The sequence below is a fragment of the Sphingomonas sp. CD22 genome, assembly GCF_034556155.1.
Taxonomy (GTDB): Bacteria; Pseudomonadota; Alphaproteobacteria; order Sphingomonadales; family Sphingomonadaceae; genus Sphingomonas.
In genome coordinates this window covers 63,535-81,218 of sequence record NZ_JAYDYX010000003.1, presented here as the reverse complement: position 1 = coordinate 81,218, position 17,684 = coordinate 63,535, and the positions used below count along the sequence as shown (strand labels likewise).

Genomic DNA, 17,684 nt, shown 5'->3' with positions numbered 1-17,684 from the left:
CCCATATGGGCTCGGCCATGTCCTCGCGTGCCCGCGTCCTCGTCCTCAACTCCGCGCTCGGCCCGCTCGATTATCGCGTGCCGGCGGGCATGGCGGTCGAGCCCGGGTCGGTCGTCATCGCGCCCCTGGGGCCGCGCCAGTTGCTCGGCGTCGTCTGGGAACCCGAACGGCTGCCCTCGGATGCGGAGGTCGGCGACAACCGGCTGCGGCCGCTGCTCGGCGTGGTCGAGGTGCCGCCGCTCGCCGCGCCGCTGCGCCGGCTGGTCGAATGGACTGCGGATTATTATCTCGCGCCGCCCGCCGCGGTGGTGCGGATGGCGCTCGCCTCGACCTCGGCGCTGGAGGGGAAGCGGACCGCGACCGAATATCGCGTCACCGGTCACGTCCCGCCGCGCCTCACCCCGCAGCGCGAACAGGCGCTGGAGCGGATCGGCGACCGCCAGGGCCTGATCCGCGAGCTGGCGACGATGGCCGACGTCTCCGACGCGGTGATCCGCGGGCTCGTCAAGACCGGTGCGATCGAGGCGGTCGAGGTGGCGATCGACAGCCCCTATCCGCATCCCGATCCCGATTTCGGCCCGCCGGCGCTGGCCGGCGAACAACAGGCCGCCGCCGCGACGCTGGTCGCGGGCGTCGCCGCGCATGACTTCCGCCCCACTTTGCTCGACGGCGTCACCGGCTCGGGCAAGACCGAGGTCTATTTCGAGGCGGTCGCCGAGGCGATCCGGCAGGGCCGGCAATGCCTCGTCCTGCTGCCCGAGATCGCGCTGACCGAGCCGTTCCTCAAGCGCTTCCACGACCGCTTCGGCTGCGAGCCGGTGGCGTGGCATTCCGGGCTCCGCTCGACGCAGCGCCGCCGCGCGTGGCGGGCGATCGCAACGGGCGAGGCGCTGGTGACGGTCGGCGCGCGCTCGGCGCTGTTCCTGCCCTATCGCAACCTCGGGCTGATCGTCGTCGACGAGGCGCATGAGACCAGCTTCAAGCAGGAAGAGGGCGTCCATTACCACGCGCGCGACGTCGCGGTGATGCGCGGCAAGTTCGAGGGCTGTCCGGTGATCCTCGCCAGCGCGACCCCGGCGATCGAGACGCGCCAGCAGGTCGCGCTCGGCCGCTATGCCGAACTCAAGCTGCCCGGCCGCTACGGCGCCGCGGAGATGCCGACGATTGAGGCGATCGACCTGATCCAGCAGCCGCCCGAACGCGGCCGCTGGCTCGCGCCCAAGCTCGTCACCGCGCTGGAGGAGACGCTCGCCAAGGGGGAACAGTCGCTCCTCTTCCTCAACCGCCGCGGCTATGCGCCGCTGACGCTGTGCCGCACCTGCGGGCATCGCTTCCAATGCCCCAATTGCACCGCCTGGATGGTCGAGCATCGGCTGACGCGGCGGCTCGCCTGCCATCATTGCGGCCATGTCCTCCCGACGCCGCGCGCCTGCCCCGAATGCAAGGAGGAGGATAGCCTCGTCGCCTGCGGCCCCGGCGTCGAGCGGATCGCCGACGAGGTCACCGCGCTCTTCCCCGAGGCGAAGACCGCGGTCGTCACCTCCGACACGATCTGGTCGCCGGCCAAGGCGGCGGAGTTCGTCGGGCGGATGGAGGCGGGCGACATCGATATCGTCGTCGGCACGCAATTGGTCACCAAGGGCTATCACTTCCCCAATCTGACGCTGGTCGGCGTGGTCGATGCCGACCTCGGGCTGGAGGGCGGCGACCTGCGCGCCGCCGAGCGTACCTTCCAGCAGATCCGGCAGGTGTCGGGGCGCGCCGGGCGCGGTGCCAAGCCCGGCCACGTGTTCATCCAGACGCACAGCCCCAAGGCGCAGGTGATGCAGGCGCTGATCACCGGCGACGCGGACGCCTTCTACGAGGCGGAGACCGAGGCGCGCCGCGACGCCGGGGCGCCACCGTTCGGCCGCTATGCCGCGATCGTCGTCTCGTCGGAGGAACAGGCCTGCGCCAACGAGATCGCGCGGCTGGTCGCGCGCTCGGCGCCGCAGGTCGAGGGGATGGCGGTCTATGGCCCCGCCCCCGCCCCGTTGGCGATGCTGCGCGGGCGGCATCGCTACCGCCTGCTCGTCCATGCCCGCCGCGCACTCGACGTGCAGGATGTGATCCGCGATTGGCTCGGCGCGCTCGACTGGCCGGCGAAAGCGCGCGTGACGGTGGACGTCGATCCGTATAACTTCCTCTAGCAGACCAATACAGGTCCAACAGGGGTGTGGCGAATGACGACACGGCGCGGATTTCTCGGTGGGGCGGCGGCGACCGCCGGTGTGGCATCGCTCGCCGGAGCGGCGCCGGCGGGCAGCGGCGCGATGATCGTCTCGACCTGGGATTTCGGCGCCGCGGCGAACGACGCCGCCTTTGCGCGGCTGAAGGCCGGCGGCACGCTGATCGACGCGGTCGAGGCGGGCGGCATGGTGCCCGAGGCGGACCCGAACAACCATTCGGTCGGCTATAGCGGCTATCCCGATCGCGACGGCCACGTCACGCTCGACGCGGTCATCATGGACGATCGCGGCGGCGTCGGCGCGGTGGCGGCGCTGGAGGACACGGTCCACGCCATCTCGGTGGCGCGACGGGTGATGGAGAAGACGCCGCACACCCTCATCGTCGGCGAGGGCGCGACGCGCTTCGCGCGCGACCAAGGCTTCCCCAAGGTCGATCTGCTCACCCCCGAGGCGGAGAAGGCGTGGCGCGACTGGCTCAAGACCTCGCAATACAGACCGGAGGCCAATATCGAGAACCGCCGGCCGCGCGGCGGTGCGCTCGACCACGATACGATCGGTCTGCTGGCGCGGACGGCGGACGGGCGGATGGCGGGGGCGTGCACGACCTCCGGCATGGCGTTCAAGATGCGCGGGCGCGTCGGCGATTCGCCGCAGGTCGGCGCGGGCCTCTATGTCGAGGCGGGGGTCGGCGCGGCGACCTCGACCGGGCTCGGCGAGGAAGTGACGCGGGTCTCGGGCAGCGCGCGTGTGGTGGCGTCGATGCGCGCCGGCCTGTCGCCGCAGGCGGCGTGCGAGGAGGTGGTCCGCCATATTGCCACGCTGCGCGGCGATGCCATCAAGGGCACGCAGGTCGGGTTTCTGGCGCTGTCGCCGAAGGGCGAGGTCGGCGCCTTCTGCCTGCTGCCGGGCTTCACCTTTGCGGTGACCGATGCGGCGGGCGTGACGGTGGTGAAGAAGGGGCCGTCGCTGTTCAAGGCGTGAGGGTCGGGCGCGGGCGATCATGCCCTCATGCGCCGAGGTCGCCGCGCCAACATGGACAAGTTGGACACCTTAATGGAAACGATCGCCTCCCGATCGTTTCCGTTTCTGCACGGATGGGAAGGAGCCGGGTGTACGGCTCCTCCCCTAGCAGCGGCGCGCCGTGTAGGACAGCGCGGCCAAATCAGGCCGACAGGTCAGCGACTTACCGGCCGGTCGGGCCTCAAGCGGCCTGTTCGGCCAGCACGGTCAGGCCCTTGGCGTTGACCTCGGCGAAGCCGCCCTGGATCGCGATCGTCTCGGGCTGGCCGCCCTCGGTGCGATAGACCGACAGCGCACCGTCGCGGACCGTCGACATCAGCGGCGCATGGCCTTCGAGTACGCCGAAGTCGCCCTCGGTGCCGGGCACCACGACCATATAGACGTCCTCGGAGCGGACCAGTTTCTCGGGCGTGACGAGTTCGAAATGGAGCATGTTATCGCAAGGTCCTGAGCGCGATGCCCGTGATGCAGGCGTTGATGTACATGGCGGCGACAAACTGGGCGATCACCCAATTTCCGCGCGCGCGGAATGGATCGATCACAGCTTCAACACCGCGATCAGAATGCCAGCCGTGGCGACGATGACGCCCATCAGCCAAGTCAGCAACTGCGTCTTCGCGCTTTCAAGTCGCGCGCTGAGCCGTTCTTCCATGAGTTGGATATCGGCTTTAGTAGCGACCCCGTCCGTCACCGACCGGCCGATGGCAGCAGCGATCGCTTCCGCCTGCGCGGCGGGAAGTTCGGTGGCCTTCAGGTCCCGGGCGATCGAGAGCGTATCGACGTTCACGGACCCAGCCTAACCGAACTTCCTGCCGAAGTCGATTACGCCTCCTGCGCGAGCTTCTCGGCCTTGGCGACGACTTCGTCGATGCCGCCGACCATGTAGAAGGCCGCCTCGGGCAGATGGTCGTATTCGCCGTCGACCACCGCCTTGAACGAGCGGACCGTGTCCTCGATCTGCACGAACTTGCCGCTGATGCCGGTGAAGACCTCGGCGACGTGGAACGGCTGGCTGAGGAACTTCTGGATCTTGCGCGCGCGCGTCACCGTCAGCTTATCCTCTTCGGACAATTCGTCCATGCCGAGGATGGCGATGATGTCCTGCAACGATTTGTAGCGCTGGAGCAGCGACTGGACCGCGCGGGCGGTGTCGTAATGCTCCTGGCCGACGACGCGCGGTTCGAGCACGCGGCTGGTCGAATCGAGCGGATCGACCGCCGGATAGATGCCGAGTTCGGAGATCGCGCGGTTGAGCACGGTCGTCGCATCCAGATGGGCGAACGAGGTCGCCGGGGCCGGGTCGGTAAGATCGTCCGCGGGGACGTAGACCGCCTGCACCGAGGTGATCGAACCCTTGTTGGTCGAGGTGATGCGCTCCTGCAGGGCGCCCATGTCGGTCGACAGCGTCGGCTGATAGCCCACCGCCGACGGGATGCGACCGAGCAGCGCCGACACTTCCGCGCCCGCCTGGGTGAAGCGGAAGATGTTGTCGACGAAGAACAACACGTCCTGCCCTTCCTGATCGCGGAAATATTCCGCGATGGTCAGGCCCGACAGCGCGACGCGGGCGCGGGCGCCCGGCGGCTCGTTCATCTGGCCGAACACCAAGGCGACCTTCGAGCCCTCGCTGGTCGGATTGCCCTCGGCATCCTTGGCGATGACGCCCGCGTCGAGGAATTCGTGATAGAGGTCGTTGCCCTCGCGGGTGCGCTCGCCGACGCCGGCGAACACCGAGGTGCCGCCGTGGCCCTTGGCGATGTTGTTGATCAGTTCCTGGATCAGCACGGTCTTGCCGACGCCGGCGCCGCCGAACAGGCCGATCTTGCCGCCCTTGGCGTAAGGCGCGAGCAGGTCGATGACCTTGATGCCGGTGACGAGGATGGCGTTCTCGGTCGACTGGTCGACGAACAGCGGCGCCTCGGCATGGATCGGCGCGCGCAGGTCGGTCTGCACCGGGCCGCGCTCGTCGATCGGCTCGCCGATGACGTTCATGATGCGGCCGAGCGTCGCCGGGCCGACGGGAACGCTGATCTGCGCGCCGGTGTCGCGGACGGTCTGGCCGCGGGTCAGGCCCTCGGTCGCGTCCATCGCGATCGTGCGGACGGTGTTCTCGCCGAGATGCTGCGCGACTTCGAGCACCAGCTTGTTGCCGTTGTTGTCGGTCTCGAGCGCCGAGAGGATCGCCGGCAGATTGTCCGGGAAGTGGACGTCGACGACGGCGCCGATGACCTGGGCGATCGTGCCGGTGGTGTTGCTGCTGCCCGTCGACTGGGTCGGGCGGATGTCGTCTGCGGCGGTTGCCATGGCGGTTCTTCCTGCTTCGGATTCGTTAGAGCGCTTCGGCGCCGGAGATGATCTCGACCAGCTCGGTCGTGATCGCGGCCTGACGCGTGCGGTTATACTGGATCGACAGGCGATTGATCATGTCGCCCGCATTGCGGGTGGCATTGTCCATCGCGTTCATGCGGCTGCCCTGTTCGGATGCGGCATTTTCGAGCATCGCGCGGAACACCTGGATCGCGACGTTGCGCGGCAGCAGGTCGGCGAGGATATGCTCCTCGTCGGGTTCGTATTCCACCACGGCGCCCGCCGAGGTGACCGGCGTTGCCGCCGCATCCGTCCTGGCCTCGTCGACCGCGACCGGGATGATCTGGCGGCCGACGGGGATCTGCACCAGCGCCGAGACGAACTTCGCGTAGAACAGATGCGCGACGTCGAACTCGCCCGCGGCATAGCGCGCGAGCAGGTCGTCGGCGACTTCGCGGGCCTGCTGGAAGCCGAGCGTCTTGTGGCCGCCCAGCTCGTGATCGGCGAGGATCGCCTTGGGATAGAAGCGTTTGAGCACCCGCCCCTTCTTGCCGGCGAGATAGAAGCGCACGGTCTTGCCCTGCGCCTCCAGCTCCTCCGCCTTGCGGCGGGCGGCGCGGACGATGTTGGTGTTGAACGCACCGGCCAGGCCGCGCTCCGACGTGGCGACGACGAGCAGATGCACCTGGTCCTTGCCGGTGCCCGACAGCAGCGGCGACACGGTCGCCCCGCCGGCGAGCTGGCGCGACAGGCTGGAGACGACCGCCTCCAACCGCTCCGCATAGGGACGGCCGGCCTGCGCCGCCTCCTGCGCGCGGCGCAGCTTGGCGGCGGCGACCATCTTCATCGCCTTGGTGATCTTCTGGGTCGATTTGACCGAGTTGATCCGAATCTTGAGGGCCTTCAGGCTTGCCATCTATTGTCCTCTTGCCGTCATGCCGGACTTGATCCGGCATCCCGCTTCTTCCTGCATCGTCGGAAGGGCAGCGGGACCCCGGCTCGAGGCCGGGGTGACGTGGTTGGCTTTACGCGAAGGTCTTCGCGAACTGGTCGAGCGCGGCCTTCAGCCCCGACTTGGCCTCGTCGCCGAGATCGCGCGTCTCGCGGATCTTGGTGAGGACGCCGGCGTGGTTGGCGCGCAGGTCCTGCAGCATCGCCTGCTCGTAGCGGACGACGTCGGTCACCGCGACCTTGTCGAGATAGCCCTGCGTGCCGGCGAAGATCGACGCGGTCTGCTCCTCGAAGGGCATCGGCGAGAACTGCGCCTGCTTGAGCAGCTCGGTGAGGCGCGCGCCGCGGTTGAGCAGGCGCTGCGTCGAGGCGTCGAGGTCCGAACCGAACTGCGCGAACGCCGCCATCTCGCGATACTGGGCGAGCTCGAGCTTGATCGAGCCCGACACCTTCTTCATCGCCTTCGTCTGCGCGGCCGAGCCGACGCGGCTGACCGACAGGCCGACGTTGATCGCCGGGCGGATGCCGGCGAAGAACAGGTCGGTTTCGAGGAAGATCTGGCCGTCGGTGATCGAGATCACGTTGGTCGGGATATAGGCCGACACGTCGCCCGCCTGCGTCTCGATGATCGGCAGCGCGGTGAGCGAACCGCCGCCGTTGGCGTCCGACATCTTGGCGGCGCGCTCGAGCAGGCGGCTGTGCAGATAGAAGACGTCGCCCGGATAGGCTTCGCGGCCCGGCGGACGGCGCAGCAGCAGCGACATCTGGCGATAGGCGACCGCCTGCTTCGACAGATCGTCGAACACGATCAGCGCGTGCATGCCGTTGTCACGGAAATATTCGCCCATCGCGGTGCCGGTATAGGGCGCGAGGAACTGGAGCGGTGCGGGCTCCGACGCGGTCGCGGCGACGACGATGGAATAATCCATCGCGCCATTCTCTTCGAGCGTCTTGACGAGCTGCGCGACGGTCGAGCGCTTCTGGCCGACCGCGACATAGACGCAATACAGCTTCTTCGATTCGTCCGACGACTGGTTGATCGTCTTCTGGTTGATGAAGGTGTCGATCGCGACCGCCGACTTGCCGGTCTGGCGATCGCCGATGATCAGCTCGCGCTGGCCGCGACCGACGGGGACGAGCGCGTCGATCGCCTTGAGGCCCGACTGCATCGGCTCGCTGACCGACTGGCGCGGGATGATGCCCGGTGCCTTGACCTCGACGCGGCTGCGCTTCTCGGCGACGATCGGGCCCTTGCCGTCGATCGGGTTGCCGAGGCCATCGACGACGCGGCCGAGCAGGCCCTTGCCGACGGGAACGTCGACGATCGTGCCGGTGCGCTTGACGATATCGCCCTCGCGAATCTCCGAGTCCGAGCCGAAGATCACGACGCCGACGTTGTCGGCCTCGAGGTTGAGCGCCATGCCCTGCACGCCGTTGGCGAATTCGACCATCTCGCCCGCCTGGACGTTGTCGAGACCGTAGATACGCGCGATGCCGTCGCCGACCGACAGCACCTGACCGGTTTCGGTGACCTGCGCTTCGGTGCCGAAGTTGCTGATCTGGTCCTTGATGACCTTGGAGATTTCTGCGGCGCGGATATCCATCGTGAGTTAGCCCTTCATCGCGTGCGCGAGAGTATTGAGACGGGTGCGGATCGACGAATCGATCATCTGTGAACCGATGCGGACGACCAGGCCGCCGAGCAGTTCGGGGTCGACCGACAGGTCGACGGAGACGTCGCGGCCGACGCGCTGGCGGAGCTGCTGCTTGAGCTCGACGACCTGCTCGTCGTTCAGCGGATGCGCGCTGGTCACCTCGGCGGCGATCTCGCCACGGTGGCGCGCGGCGATCTGGCGGAAGGCGCGGATGATCGCGGGCAGCTGGCCGAGGCGGCGGTTCTCGGCGAGGACGCCGAGGAAATTCTTGGTGGTCGCGTCGACGCCGAGCGCATCGGCGGTGGCGAGCACCGCCTTCACCGCGGCGCCGCGGGCGACCAGCGGGCTGACGGTGAGCGCGCGGAAATCGTCGCTTTCGTTCAGCGCGTCGCGCACATTGGCGAGGCTGGATTCGACGGTGTCGATCGTCTTGGCATCGCGCGCGAGATCGAACAGGGCGATCGCGTAGCGCCCACCCAAGCTCGCCTGAATACCGCCGCCAGAAGTACCGATGGATGTCTCCACGGAGCTGAAGTCCTCGTGCCGAATGTTGGCCCATGGGGAAGAGGGCGCGCGATGCACACCTGCTATGGGTGGCGGGCGGCTAGCATGAGGGGGCGGTTAGTGCAAGTACGGGGGATGCAAAGTGGTGTGCGGGCGGGGGTTTGAGGCGGCCAAATTCCTCCCCCGCAAGGGGGAGGGGGCCGTTCGGCGCAGCCGAATGGTGGAGGGGGAGGTAAGGGTGGGAGCCTGGACAATGGGCCTCCCGCCCTTCCCTCCCCCTCCGTCACGCCTTCGGCGTGCCACCTCCCCCTTGCGGGGGAGGAATTGGGGGCTTTCGTTCAGGGTCGGGCGAGTAGGCTCGATCCGGGCAGATGGAGACACGATGATGCGGTGGTGGGCGGCGGTGGCGATCGGAGCGATGCTCGCCCTGCCCGCGGCCGCCGAGACGTTGCGCGTCGAGGGCGTCTTCGCCGCGCAGGCGCGCGAGGCGAGCCTGTTGCCGACGATCGGCGTCGGGCCGTTCGCCGGGCCGGACGGCGCGGACCTCGCCGATGCGATCGAGCGGCGGCTGGCGAAGCTGGGTACGGACGGGCTGCCGCACGTGCGGCTGATCCCGCCGGCGCTGCGCCCCGACGGGATGCTCACCGGACGCACCGGCGTGCAGGTCGCGAGCAGCGACTATCGCGAGGGGCGCGAGCGGTGCGCCGAGAAGAAGGACGGCAAATGCGTCCGCAAGGAACGCTACAGCGTCGCCTGCGTCCGCCGCACGATCGCGTTGCGCGCCGATGTGGAGGTGCGGCGCCGGACCGGCGCGCTGCCCTATTCGGCCACCAAGACGCGCGACGACCGCGCGGACTGGTGCGAGGACGGCGGCGTCGCGACCAGCGCCGAGGCTGTGGTGAGCGGCATGATCGAATCGGTCGCCGCCGAGGTGCAGCACGATCTCGCCCCGCATGCCGAGGATTACACGATTCGCGTGATCGAGACGCGCGAGGGCCTGCCGCCCGATGCTGCGGCGCGGTTCAAACAGGCGGTGCGGCTGACCAAGCACGATCCCGCCGCCGCCTGCGCCGCCTTCGCCGACGTCGACCGGATGGCGCCCGACCATGGCGCGACGACGTTCAATCTGGCGCTCTGCGCGGAAGCGGCGGGGCGATATCGCGAGGCGGCCGACCGGTATGCGCGCGCGCGGCTGTTCGCGCCGGCTGCCGGCGGCGAGATCAGCAAGGGACTGGCGCGCGTCGCCGCGCTCGCAGCAGGGGCGCAGGACGTCGCGTCGATGCGGCGGCGGCCACTGCTGACGGGCAGCGGGTTTTGAGCGCAAGCGGCGGGATGGGGCGGCGTGCGCGATCGGCTATCGCGGTGGCATGACGATGATCGATCAGGACGCGGCCTGGGCCGCCTTCGCATGCCGCGACCGGGCGCGGGACGGCACCTTCGTCGCGGCGGTGCGGACCACGGGCATCTATTGCAAGCCGAGCTGCCCGGCGCGGCATCCGCGACGCGAGAACGTGTCCTTCCTTGCCGACGGCGCGGCGGCACGCGCGGCGGGCTATCGCGCCTGCCTGCGCTGCAAACCCGACGACGTCGCGCGCGACAGCCGGGCGGTGGCCGAGGCGATCGCGCTGATCGCCGCGGCAGAGGCGCCGATCGGGCTCGCCGCGCTGGCCGCCGCGGTCGGTTATGCGCCGCATCATTTCCAGCGGCTGTTCACCCGCGCGACCGGGGTCAGCCCGGCGGGCTATGCCCGCGCGCTGCGCGCCGGGCGGGCGGCGGACGCCTTGCAGCGCGAGGGCCGCGTCACCGACGCGATCTACGACGCCGGTTATGGCGCGGCGAGCCGCTTCTATGCCGACGGCGCCAAGCGGCTGGGGATGGCGCCGAGCGCCTGGGCGCGCGGCGGCGCGGGGGTGACGATCCGCTGGACGCAGGCGGCGACGACGCTGGGGCCGCTGCTGGTCGCGGCGACCGACAGGGGCCTGTGCCGGGTGGCGTTCGACGAGGATGCGACGGCGCTCGCGGCGCGCTTCCCGCGGGCGGAGATCGCGCCGGGCGACGATGCGCTGGCGGCGCTCGCCGCGGCGGTGGTGGCGCTGGTCGAGGCGCCCGGCCGCGACACCGCGCTGCCGCTCGACGTGCGCGGCACCGCGTTCCAGGAGGCGGTGTGGCAGGCGCTCAAGACGATCCCGGCGGGAGAAACGCGCAGCTACGCCCAACTCGCCGCCGCCGCCGGCCAGCCGGGTGCGGTACGCGCGGTGGGCACGGCCTGCGGCAGCAACCCGATCGCGGTGGTCGTCCCCTGCCACCGCGTCACCCGCAGCGACGGCGGGCTCGGCGGCTATGCCTATGGCGTCGAGCGCAAGCGCGCCCTGCTGGCGCGCGAGGGCGGGTGAGCGGGATGCTTTGGGTGAACCGACGGTCTTTCCGGAAAGCGCCTGCGTAGAAGACGTTCTATGTTCGCGCAGAGGCGCAGAGGACGCAGAGGTGTTGCGCTCGCCGCATCCACGGCGCTTCCCTTCCAGCTATTGCGATGACAGGGCCACGCCACCTTGAGCGGTAGACCTCCGCGTCCTCTGCGCCCTCTGCGCGACACCTTCTCCCTTTCGTCACCCCGGGCTTGACCCGGGGTCCCGCTTCTCCCCAATGGCCAGCGTGAAGGACGTAGCGGGACGCCGGATCAAGTCCGGGGTGACGGATCTGACGTCGCGGGCGCCGATGAAGTCGACCTGCCTAATCCTCGATCGTCACCTTGGCCGCGTCGCCGCCGAGCGAGGCGAGCGCCTGCGGGCCGGTCTTGCCCGTCGCGAGTGCGGCGATGAGCTTGGCGGCGGCATTGTCGGGATTGCTGTGCGCCGAATAGGCGAGCGGACGCAGCGCCGCGCGTGCCTCATCGCGCTTGTCGTCGATCAGCATCTGCGTCGCATAAGCGTAGGCGAGACCTTCGTCCTGCGGCACCAGTTCGTGCGCGCGGCGCAGCGCGGCCTTGGCGTTGTCGGTGGCCGGCGTGCCCGCCATGCCGAAGCTCGAATAGAAGAGCATCAGCGCATAAGCGTCGTTGGTGTCGAGCTTGTTGGCGCGGAGCAGCCAGCCGCGCGCCTCGCGCCAGACGAGCGGATCGGTCACCTTCGCGTCGCGTGCCCGGCGCAGATGCACCTGCGCCTTGTAGACCAAAGCCTGCGACGATTTGGGATCGATCGCCAGCGCGCGGTCGGCGGCGGCGTCGGCGAGGTCGTTGCGGCCGGCGTCGAGCGCCATTTCGGCGAACCAGCCCTGCACCATCGCATCCTTGGGATAGCGGTCGGCGATCGGCAACGCTTCGGCGAGGATCGGCTGCGCGGTTTCGCGGTTGACGCCGCGGTCGGAGCGCATGCGCAGCGTGATCATCTCGCGCTCGCCCGCCGACAGCGGCCGGATGGCGACGACCGGGGTGGTCAGCCGCGTTAGCGGGATCTTGTAGGCCGACATCGTCGACTTGTGGAGATAGGACGACAGCGCGCGATTGAGCGCATCGAGATCGCCGAACGCCGCGCGCGCCGCCTCGACCCCCGGCTTGCCGTCGTTGATCGCGAGCAGATAGGAATTGAGCTGCGCGGACCGCTTGGGATCGATCATCAGGTAATGGGTGAGCAGCCAGCCGCGCGCATAGAGCGCGGCGACCTTCGCATCGCGCATCTTCTTCGACATATCGAGCGAGAAGAGCTGCTCGGCGGTCAGCTCGGTGCCGAGCAACAGGTCGTAGGCGCGGTGCTGCGCGGGCGCGCCGAGCCAGACGAAGTCCTTCTCGAACCGCGCGGTAGACAGGAATTCGGGATAGCCCTCGGCATACCAGGCCGGGAGCGCGACCGAGATATTGCCCAGCATGAGATGATGGGTATATTCGTGGAACAGCACGATCTGCGGCTGGAGCGCGTTGATGTCGCCGGGCTCGCCGCCCTGCGCCGGGGTGAAGGCGACCGATCCGCTCGCGCGGCCCTGATAGAAGCCGGCGATGTTCTTGCCGCCGGCGCCGAACAGCCGCCGGACCGCCGCGTCGTTGGCGACGACATAGACGGTCACCTTGTTCGAGCCGTCGCCCTCCTGCGAGGGGATCGATTGATAGTAACGGACCAGGCTGTCGAACTGTTCGAGCCGCTCGGCGCGTTTGCGCACCGACTCGGCGGTGCCATTGGCGTATACGATGAAATGCTTCGAGGTCGCCTCGAACCATTCCGCCGCCGCGGGTTGCGCGCAGCACATCGCCACCAGCGCCGCAGCGAATTTCAACCGACTCATATCATGCCCCCCAACATGCCCGGTCACAGCCTAGACCGGCCCGGATACGTTTGTCAGCCCGTCCGACAACTATAGACGAGCTTCTCGTTGGGCAGCGGCGGCAGCGTGGTGCGGATCGCCGCCTGCTGCTGGGCGAGGCGCTCGATCGCGGCGGGATCGACGGTGCAGCGCGGCGCAGCGCCCTGCCCCTGCTGCAGCTTGCGCGCCTGCGCCATCGCCTGCGCGCCGAGCATGTAGCGGGTGTCCGTGTAGCGCCGGGTGAGCGGATCGAAGGCGACGACCGACACCGTCTGCTCGCCATCGGGCACCACGACGCGTTCCCAGCGGTCGCCGGTCGGCAGATACTGGATGCCGCCGCCGCAGCCGCTGCGCCCCCATTGCATCGCGACGTCGCTGGTCGGCGAGACGGTGACGCGGCTGCGATCGGGCTGGAAGACGCAGGTGAGCTTGCCGAGCGGGGCGTTGGGCACGATCTGGCTGACCGCAGCGGGCGGCGGCGGAAGGGCGGGTTCGCTCCTGGGCCGCAGCACGAAGACGACGATCGCGGCGATCATGACCAAACCGCCGAGGCTCGCCGCCCAGCGCACGCGCCGCCGCTGCCCCTGCACCGCGAACAGCCCCGCCGCGCCGACGCCCATCGCACCGACGACGAGCAGCAGCCCGGCGAAGCCGATGACGTTCTCGCGCCGGGTCTGCGCGGCCTCGCGGGCGCGGGCGAGCGCCTCCTCGCGGCCCATCGCCGTCCGGGTGGCGGCGTCGCGCTGGCTGGTCAGCGCATCGGCGCGGGCGCGCACGTCCGCCTCGCTGTCGTCGCGCAGCCGTTCCTCGATCGAGGTGCAGGCGGTGCCGACGCTGGCATAAGGCTGTTTCGCCTCGCGCAGGAAGGCGGAGAGTTCGGTATCCGCGATCGCAAAGCCGAACGAGCCGTCGCCCTCCTCGCCGCGGGTGATCGCCGAATTGATGCCGATCACCCGGCCGCAGCGATCGAGCAACGGCCCGCCCGAATTGCCGCGGGCGATGCTAGCGGTGTGGAGCAGCACCTCGATCCCGGTCAGGCTGCGCCGACCGGAGAAGACGCCCTCCGAGCGCACGGGCGAGGTCGGGCGGATGTAGTCGGCGGCGGATTGCGCGGTGGCGAGATCGACGTTGCCGGGATAGCCGAGCGCGACCACCGGATCGCCCTCGCTCACCGGCCCCGTATAGAGCGCCGCGGTCGGCAGCCGCGCGCCGGCGAATTCGATCAATGCGAGGTCGCGCTTGGCGTCATAGGCGACGACGCGGCCCTGGTAGCTCTTGTCGCCTTCCGACGGCACCACGCCGATCACGACATTGTCGGGATAGCGTTCCGCCAGCTCCATGACGTGCGCGTTGGTGACGATGCGGTTGGGTGCGATCGCGACGCCGCTGCCATGGCCGAAGCCGACCACCTGGCCATCGACGACCGCGATGGTGACGACGCGGACGACACCGCGCGCGGTCGCGCCGATGTCGTCCGCGGCGGCGGGCACCGTCCAGAGCGAGGCGCCGAACAGGGCGAGGAGGAGGAGCAGGAACCGGCGCATGTCGCGCCTTCCGAACGGCCTCGACGCGCCGCTGTCAAGCACGGCGATCGGGTCCCTTTCATACCGTTCTGGTTTGGTTAGGAAATTCTCAAACTCTGTTGCCTACCCCCTACCAGCGAAGTTCGAGGATTGGTGTATGAGCGCGTTCGGGCGTCGGAACGGAATGGGTAACGGGCAGCCGGCGCGGCCGGCATTCGGCGTGGCGCGCCCGATGCAAGGCGGCGCGGCCCCGCGCGCCGACGAGCCCGCACCCGGCAGCCAGTTCCCGCCGATCGAGACGATGCCGCTGCCCGGCGGCATCTCCGGCGACGATCCGCTCGCCGGCAGCCTGCCCGCCGGCACGCTCGACGCGATGCAGCGGCTCACCGACCGCCAGAACGCCAGCGGCGACGCCGGCAGCAGCCGCGGCGAAGGGTTCGAGGCGTCGATCCACAAGATCAAGGAACAGGTGCTGCCGCGCCTGCTCGAACGCGTCGACCCCGAGGCGGCCGCGACGCTCGGCAAGGACGAGCTTGCCGAGGAATTCCGCCCGATCATCGGCGAGGTGCTCGCCGAGCTCAAGCTGACTCTCAACCGTCGCGAACAATTCGCGCTGGAAAAGGTGCTGGTCGACGAGCTGCTCGGCCTGGGGCCGCTCGAGGAATTGCTCGCCGATCCCGCGATCACCGACATCATGGTCAACGGTCCCGACCAGACCTATGTCGAGCGCAAAGGCAAGCTGGAGCTGGCGCAGATCCAGTTCCGCGACGAGGAGCATCTGTTCCAGATCGCGCAGCGGATCGTCAATTCGGTCGGCCGTCGCGTCGACCAGACCACGCCGCTCGCCGACGCGCGCCTCAAGGACGGCAGCCGCGTCAACGTCATCGTGCCGCCGCTGTCGCTGCGCGGCACCGCGATCTCGATTCGTAAATTCTCCGCCAAGCCGATCACGCTCGACATGATGGCGGGCTTCGGCAGCATGAGCCCCAAGATGGCGACCGCGCTCAAGATCGCGGGCGCGAGCCGGTTCAACGTCGTCATCTCGGGCGGCACCGGTTCGGGCAAGACGACGATGCTCAACGCCTTGTCGAAGATGATCGACCCCGGCGAACGCGTGCTGACGATCGAGGACGCCGCCGAACTCCGCCTGCAACAGCCGCACTGGCTGCCGCTCGAGACGCGGCCGGCCAATCTCGAGGGGCAAGGCGAGGTCAGCATCCGCGATCTCGTCAAGAACGCGCTGCGTATGCGCCCGGACCGCATCATCCTGGGCGAGATCCGCGGCAGCGAGTGTTTCGACATGCTCGCCGCGATGAACACCGGCCACGACGGTTCGATGTGCACGCTCCACGCCAACTCCCCGCGCGAGGCGCTGGCGCGTATGGAGAACATGGTCATGATGTCGGACATCAAGGTGCCCAAGGAGGCGATCAGCCGCCAGATCGCCGATTCGGTCGAGCTGATCATCCAGGTGAAGCGTCTGCGCGACGGCTCGCGCCGCGTCACCAACGTGACCGAGGTGATCGGCATGGAAGGGCCGGTGATCGTGACGCAGGAATTGTTCAAGTTCGAATATCTCGACGAGAGCGCCGACGGCAAGATCATCGGCGAATATCGCTCGATGGGGCTGCGGCCGTACACGCTCGACAAGGCGAAACAGTTCGGCTTCGACCAGGCGTATCTGGAGGCGTGCCTGTAGGGTCGGGCGTTATCGACCGAACGAACCCCTTGTGGCAGCGCCGGCGTTCCGCCGTTAGGATCGGCCGATGCACCTGCTCCTGCCCCTCGCCCTGCTCGCCGCCGCGCCCCAGCCTGCGGGGCGCGAGGGCGTCGTCACGCTCGCCGCCGACAGCGAGGCGCGCTGGGTGGCGTTCGATCTGACGCCGGGCAACCAGATCCGCTTCACGCTGACGCTCGACGAACGGCCGGTGACCGCGATCCTCGACACCGGGGTGAGCTATTCGGTGCTCGCCGCGAAATCGGCCGCCGCCGATCCGGCGCGGGTCACCGCCAACGGTCAGGCGACCGCGATCGGCGGGGGCGGCAACGGCGCGGTCGCGGTCGGCTGGCTGGCGACGCGGCGACTGGCGATCGGCGGGCTCACCCGCACCGGCGGCGGCGTCACCGTCGCCGACCTGCCCGCGCTCGCCACCGGCAGCGCGCAGGCGGTCGACATGCTGATCGGCCGCGACGTCACCGGCGGTCAAGCGCTCGACATCGATTACGCGAACCACCGCTTTCGCCTGTTGCCGTCGGGGCGGCTGCCGTTCGTCGGGGCGATCGCGCCGCTGACCATCTCGCCCGGCCGCCGCGTCTATGAGAGCAGCGCGACGATCGCAGGCAAGCGCATCGCGCCGATGATCGTCGACACCGGCGACGGATCGGCGCTGACGCTGTCCGCCGCCTCCGCCAGGACCGCGGGGATCGCGAAGCTGCCGACCACGACGACGATCTCCTTCGGCCTCGCCGGCGAGACGGTGAGCACGCTCGCCATCCTGCCGGCGGTGTCGCTCGGCCAGCAGGTGGCGCGCAACGTCGAGGCGCGGGTGGAGCCGGCCGCCGGTTTCTCCGAGACGATCGGCGTGGCGGGGCGGATCGGCTCCGGGCTGTTGCAGAATTACCGCGTGCTGCTCGATCCCGGTGCGGGGCGGATGGTGCTGCAGCCCGGCCCCGACGCCAACACCCCGCCGCTGCGCTCGACCAGCGGGCTGCTGGTCGGGCTGGAGCGCGACCGGCTGAAGGTGCTGCACGTCATGCGGGGCGGACCGGCGGCGGCGGCGGGCTGGCAGCCCGGCGAGACGATCTGCCGGATCAACGACCAGCCTGTCACCGCGGACTATCCGACCAGCGCGCTGGCGAAATGGGCGATCGGCGCGCCGGGGACGGCGGTGCGGCTGGGCCTGTGCGACGGGACGGTGCGGACGCTGACCTTGCGGCAATTCTATTGAGGCGGACGGCAGCAGGAGAAGATTGGTTCACGCGAAGGCGCGAAGGCGCGAAGAGAAGAAGAAGGGATTTGCGCGCAGGGGCGCAGAGGCGGTCCGGCCGCGCCAGCGGCCTTCAGTCTTCCTGATCGCTGAATGTATGGCGCTGCGCGCCGGGCGTAACATCTCTGCGCCTCCGCGCCTCTGCGCGAACCGATCTTTTTCTTCCCTTCGCGCCTTCGCGCCTTCGCGCCTTCGCGTGAACACTCCTGCTCACTCCGC

Annotated in this window: 14 protein-coding genes; 6 read left to right on the top strand and 8 right to left on the bottom strand. The window is 69.3% G+C overall.

The genetic code is table 11. The features are described 5' to 3' along the window. The first annotated feature begins 17 nt into the window (after positions 1–17). Together SFC76_RS06720 and SFC76_RS06715 are read left to right on the top strand one after the other, a co-directional pair. Positions 18–2,189 (top strand): primosomal protein N', encoded by a 2,172-nt coding sequence (locus SFC76_RS06720; RefSeq protein ID WP_322848719.1) that lies wholly within the window; start codon positions 18–20, stop codon positions 2,187–2,189. Between the two features lie 33 nt (positions 2,190–2,222). Further along, on the top strand, positions 2,223–3,209 hold the full coding sequence (locus tag SFC76_RS06715; RefSeq protein ID WP_322848718.1) for a N(4)-(beta-N-acetylglucosaminyl)-L-asparaginase: 987 nt from the start codon (positions 2,223–2,225) through the stop codon (positions 3,207–3,209). A gap of 220 nt (positions 3,210–3,429) precedes the next feature. Here SFC76_RS06715 and SFC76_RS06710 read toward each other — a convergent pair whose 3' ends face one another. From SFC76_RS06710 to SFC76_RS06685, 6 genes are all read right to left on the bottom strand, one after another. Beyond that, complete coding sequence (locus SFC76_RS06710; protein ID WP_322848717.1) at positions 3,430–3,681, bottom strand: ATP synthase F1 subunit epsilon; 252 nt, start codon at positions 3,679–3,681, stop codon at positions 3,430–3,432. Between the two features lie 105 nt (positions 3,682–3,786). After that, a complete protein-coding gene (locus tag SFC76_RS06705) occupies positions 3,787–4,035 on the bottom strand; it encodes a hypothetical protein (RefSeq protein ID WP_322848716.1) in 249 nt (82 codons plus the stop codon). A 35-nt stretch (positions 4,036–4,070) separates the two neighbouring features. Then, positions 4,071–5,552 carry a F0F1 ATP synthase subunit beta gene (atpD, locus tag SFC76_RS06700; RefSeq protein ID WP_038662646.1) on the bottom strand — a complete coding sequence of 494 codons (1,482 nt, stop codon included), beginning with the start codon at positions 5,550–5,552 and terminating at the stop codon, positions 4,071–4,073. A gap of 25 nt (positions 5,553–5,577) precedes the next feature. Continuing rightward, entirely contained in the window at positions 5,578–6,471 is an 894-nt protein-coding gene (locus SFC76_RS06695) for a F0F1 ATP synthase subunit gamma (protein WP_322848715.1), read from the bottom strand. A gap of 109 nt (positions 6,472–6,580) precedes the next feature. Continuing rightward, a complete protein-coding gene (atpA, locus tag SFC76_RS06690) occupies positions 6,581–8,110 on the bottom strand; it encodes a F0F1 ATP synthase subunit alpha (protein ID WP_322848714.1) in 1,530 nt (509 codons plus the stop codon). 6 nt (positions 8,111–8,116) lie between these two features. Next, the gene (locus SFC76_RS06685) at positions 8,117–8,686 is read right to left on the bottom strand and encodes a F0F1 ATP synthase subunit delta (protein WP_322848713.1); all 570 of its coding nucleotides are present in this window, start codon (positions 8,684–8,686) and stop codon (positions 8,117–8,119) included. Between the two features lie 361 nt (positions 8,687–9,047). On the opposite strand from SFC76_RS06685, the gene SFC76_RS06680 reads away from it, so the two are divergent. Together SFC76_RS06680 and ada are read left to right on the top strand one after the other, a co-directional pair. Further along, positions 9,048–9,983 carry a hypothetical protein gene (locus tag SFC76_RS06680; RefSeq protein ID WP_322848712.1) on the top strand — a complete coding sequence of 312 codons (936 nt, stop codon included), beginning with the start codon at positions 9,048–9,050 and terminating at the stop codon, positions 9,981–9,983. 49 nt (positions 9,984–10,032) lie between these two features. Beyond that, the gene (ada, locus tag SFC76_RS06675; protein WP_322848711.1) at positions 10,033–11,058 is read left to right on the top strand and encodes a bifunctional DNA-binding transcriptional regulator/O6-methylguanine-DNA methyltransferase Ada; all 1,026 of its coding nucleotides are present in this window, start codon (positions 10,033–10,035) and stop codon (positions 11,056–11,058) included. A gap of 337 nt (positions 11,059–11,395) precedes the next feature. Here the strand turns inward: ada and SFC76_RS06670 are convergent, their stop codons facing one another. Together SFC76_RS06670 and SFC76_RS06665 are read right to left on the bottom strand one after the other, a co-directional pair. After that, complete coding sequence (locus SFC76_RS06670; protein ID WP_322848710.1) at positions 11,396–12,937, bottom strand: hypothetical protein; 1,542 nt, start codon at positions 12,935–12,937, stop codon at positions 11,396–11,398. Between the two features lie 53 nt (positions 12,938–12,990). Beyond that, positions 12,991–14,499 (bottom strand): serine protease, encoded by a 1,509-nt coding sequence (locus tag SFC76_RS06665; protein ID WP_322848709.1) that lies wholly within the window; start codon positions 14,497–14,499, stop codon positions 12,991–12,993. A 136-nt stretch (positions 14,500–14,635) separates the two neighbouring features. Here SFC76_RS06665 and SFC76_RS06660 point away from each other — a divergent pair, with 136 nt between their 5' ends. Together SFC76_RS06660 and SFC76_RS06655 are read left to right on the top strand one after the other, a co-directional pair. Next, complete coding sequence (locus tag SFC76_RS06660) at positions 14,636–16,177, top strand: CpaF family protein (RefSeq protein WP_322848708.1); 1,542 nt, start codon at positions 14,636–14,638, stop codon at positions 16,175–16,177. 67 nt (positions 16,178–16,244) lie between these two features. Beyond that, positions 16,245–17,426: an aspartyl protease family protein gene (locus tag SFC76_RS06655; protein WP_322848707.1), complete on the top strand. Its 1,182-nt coding sequence runs from the start codon at positions 16,245–16,247 to the stop codon at positions 17,424–17,426. The last annotated feature ends 258 nt before the right edge of the window (positions 17,427–17,684 follow it).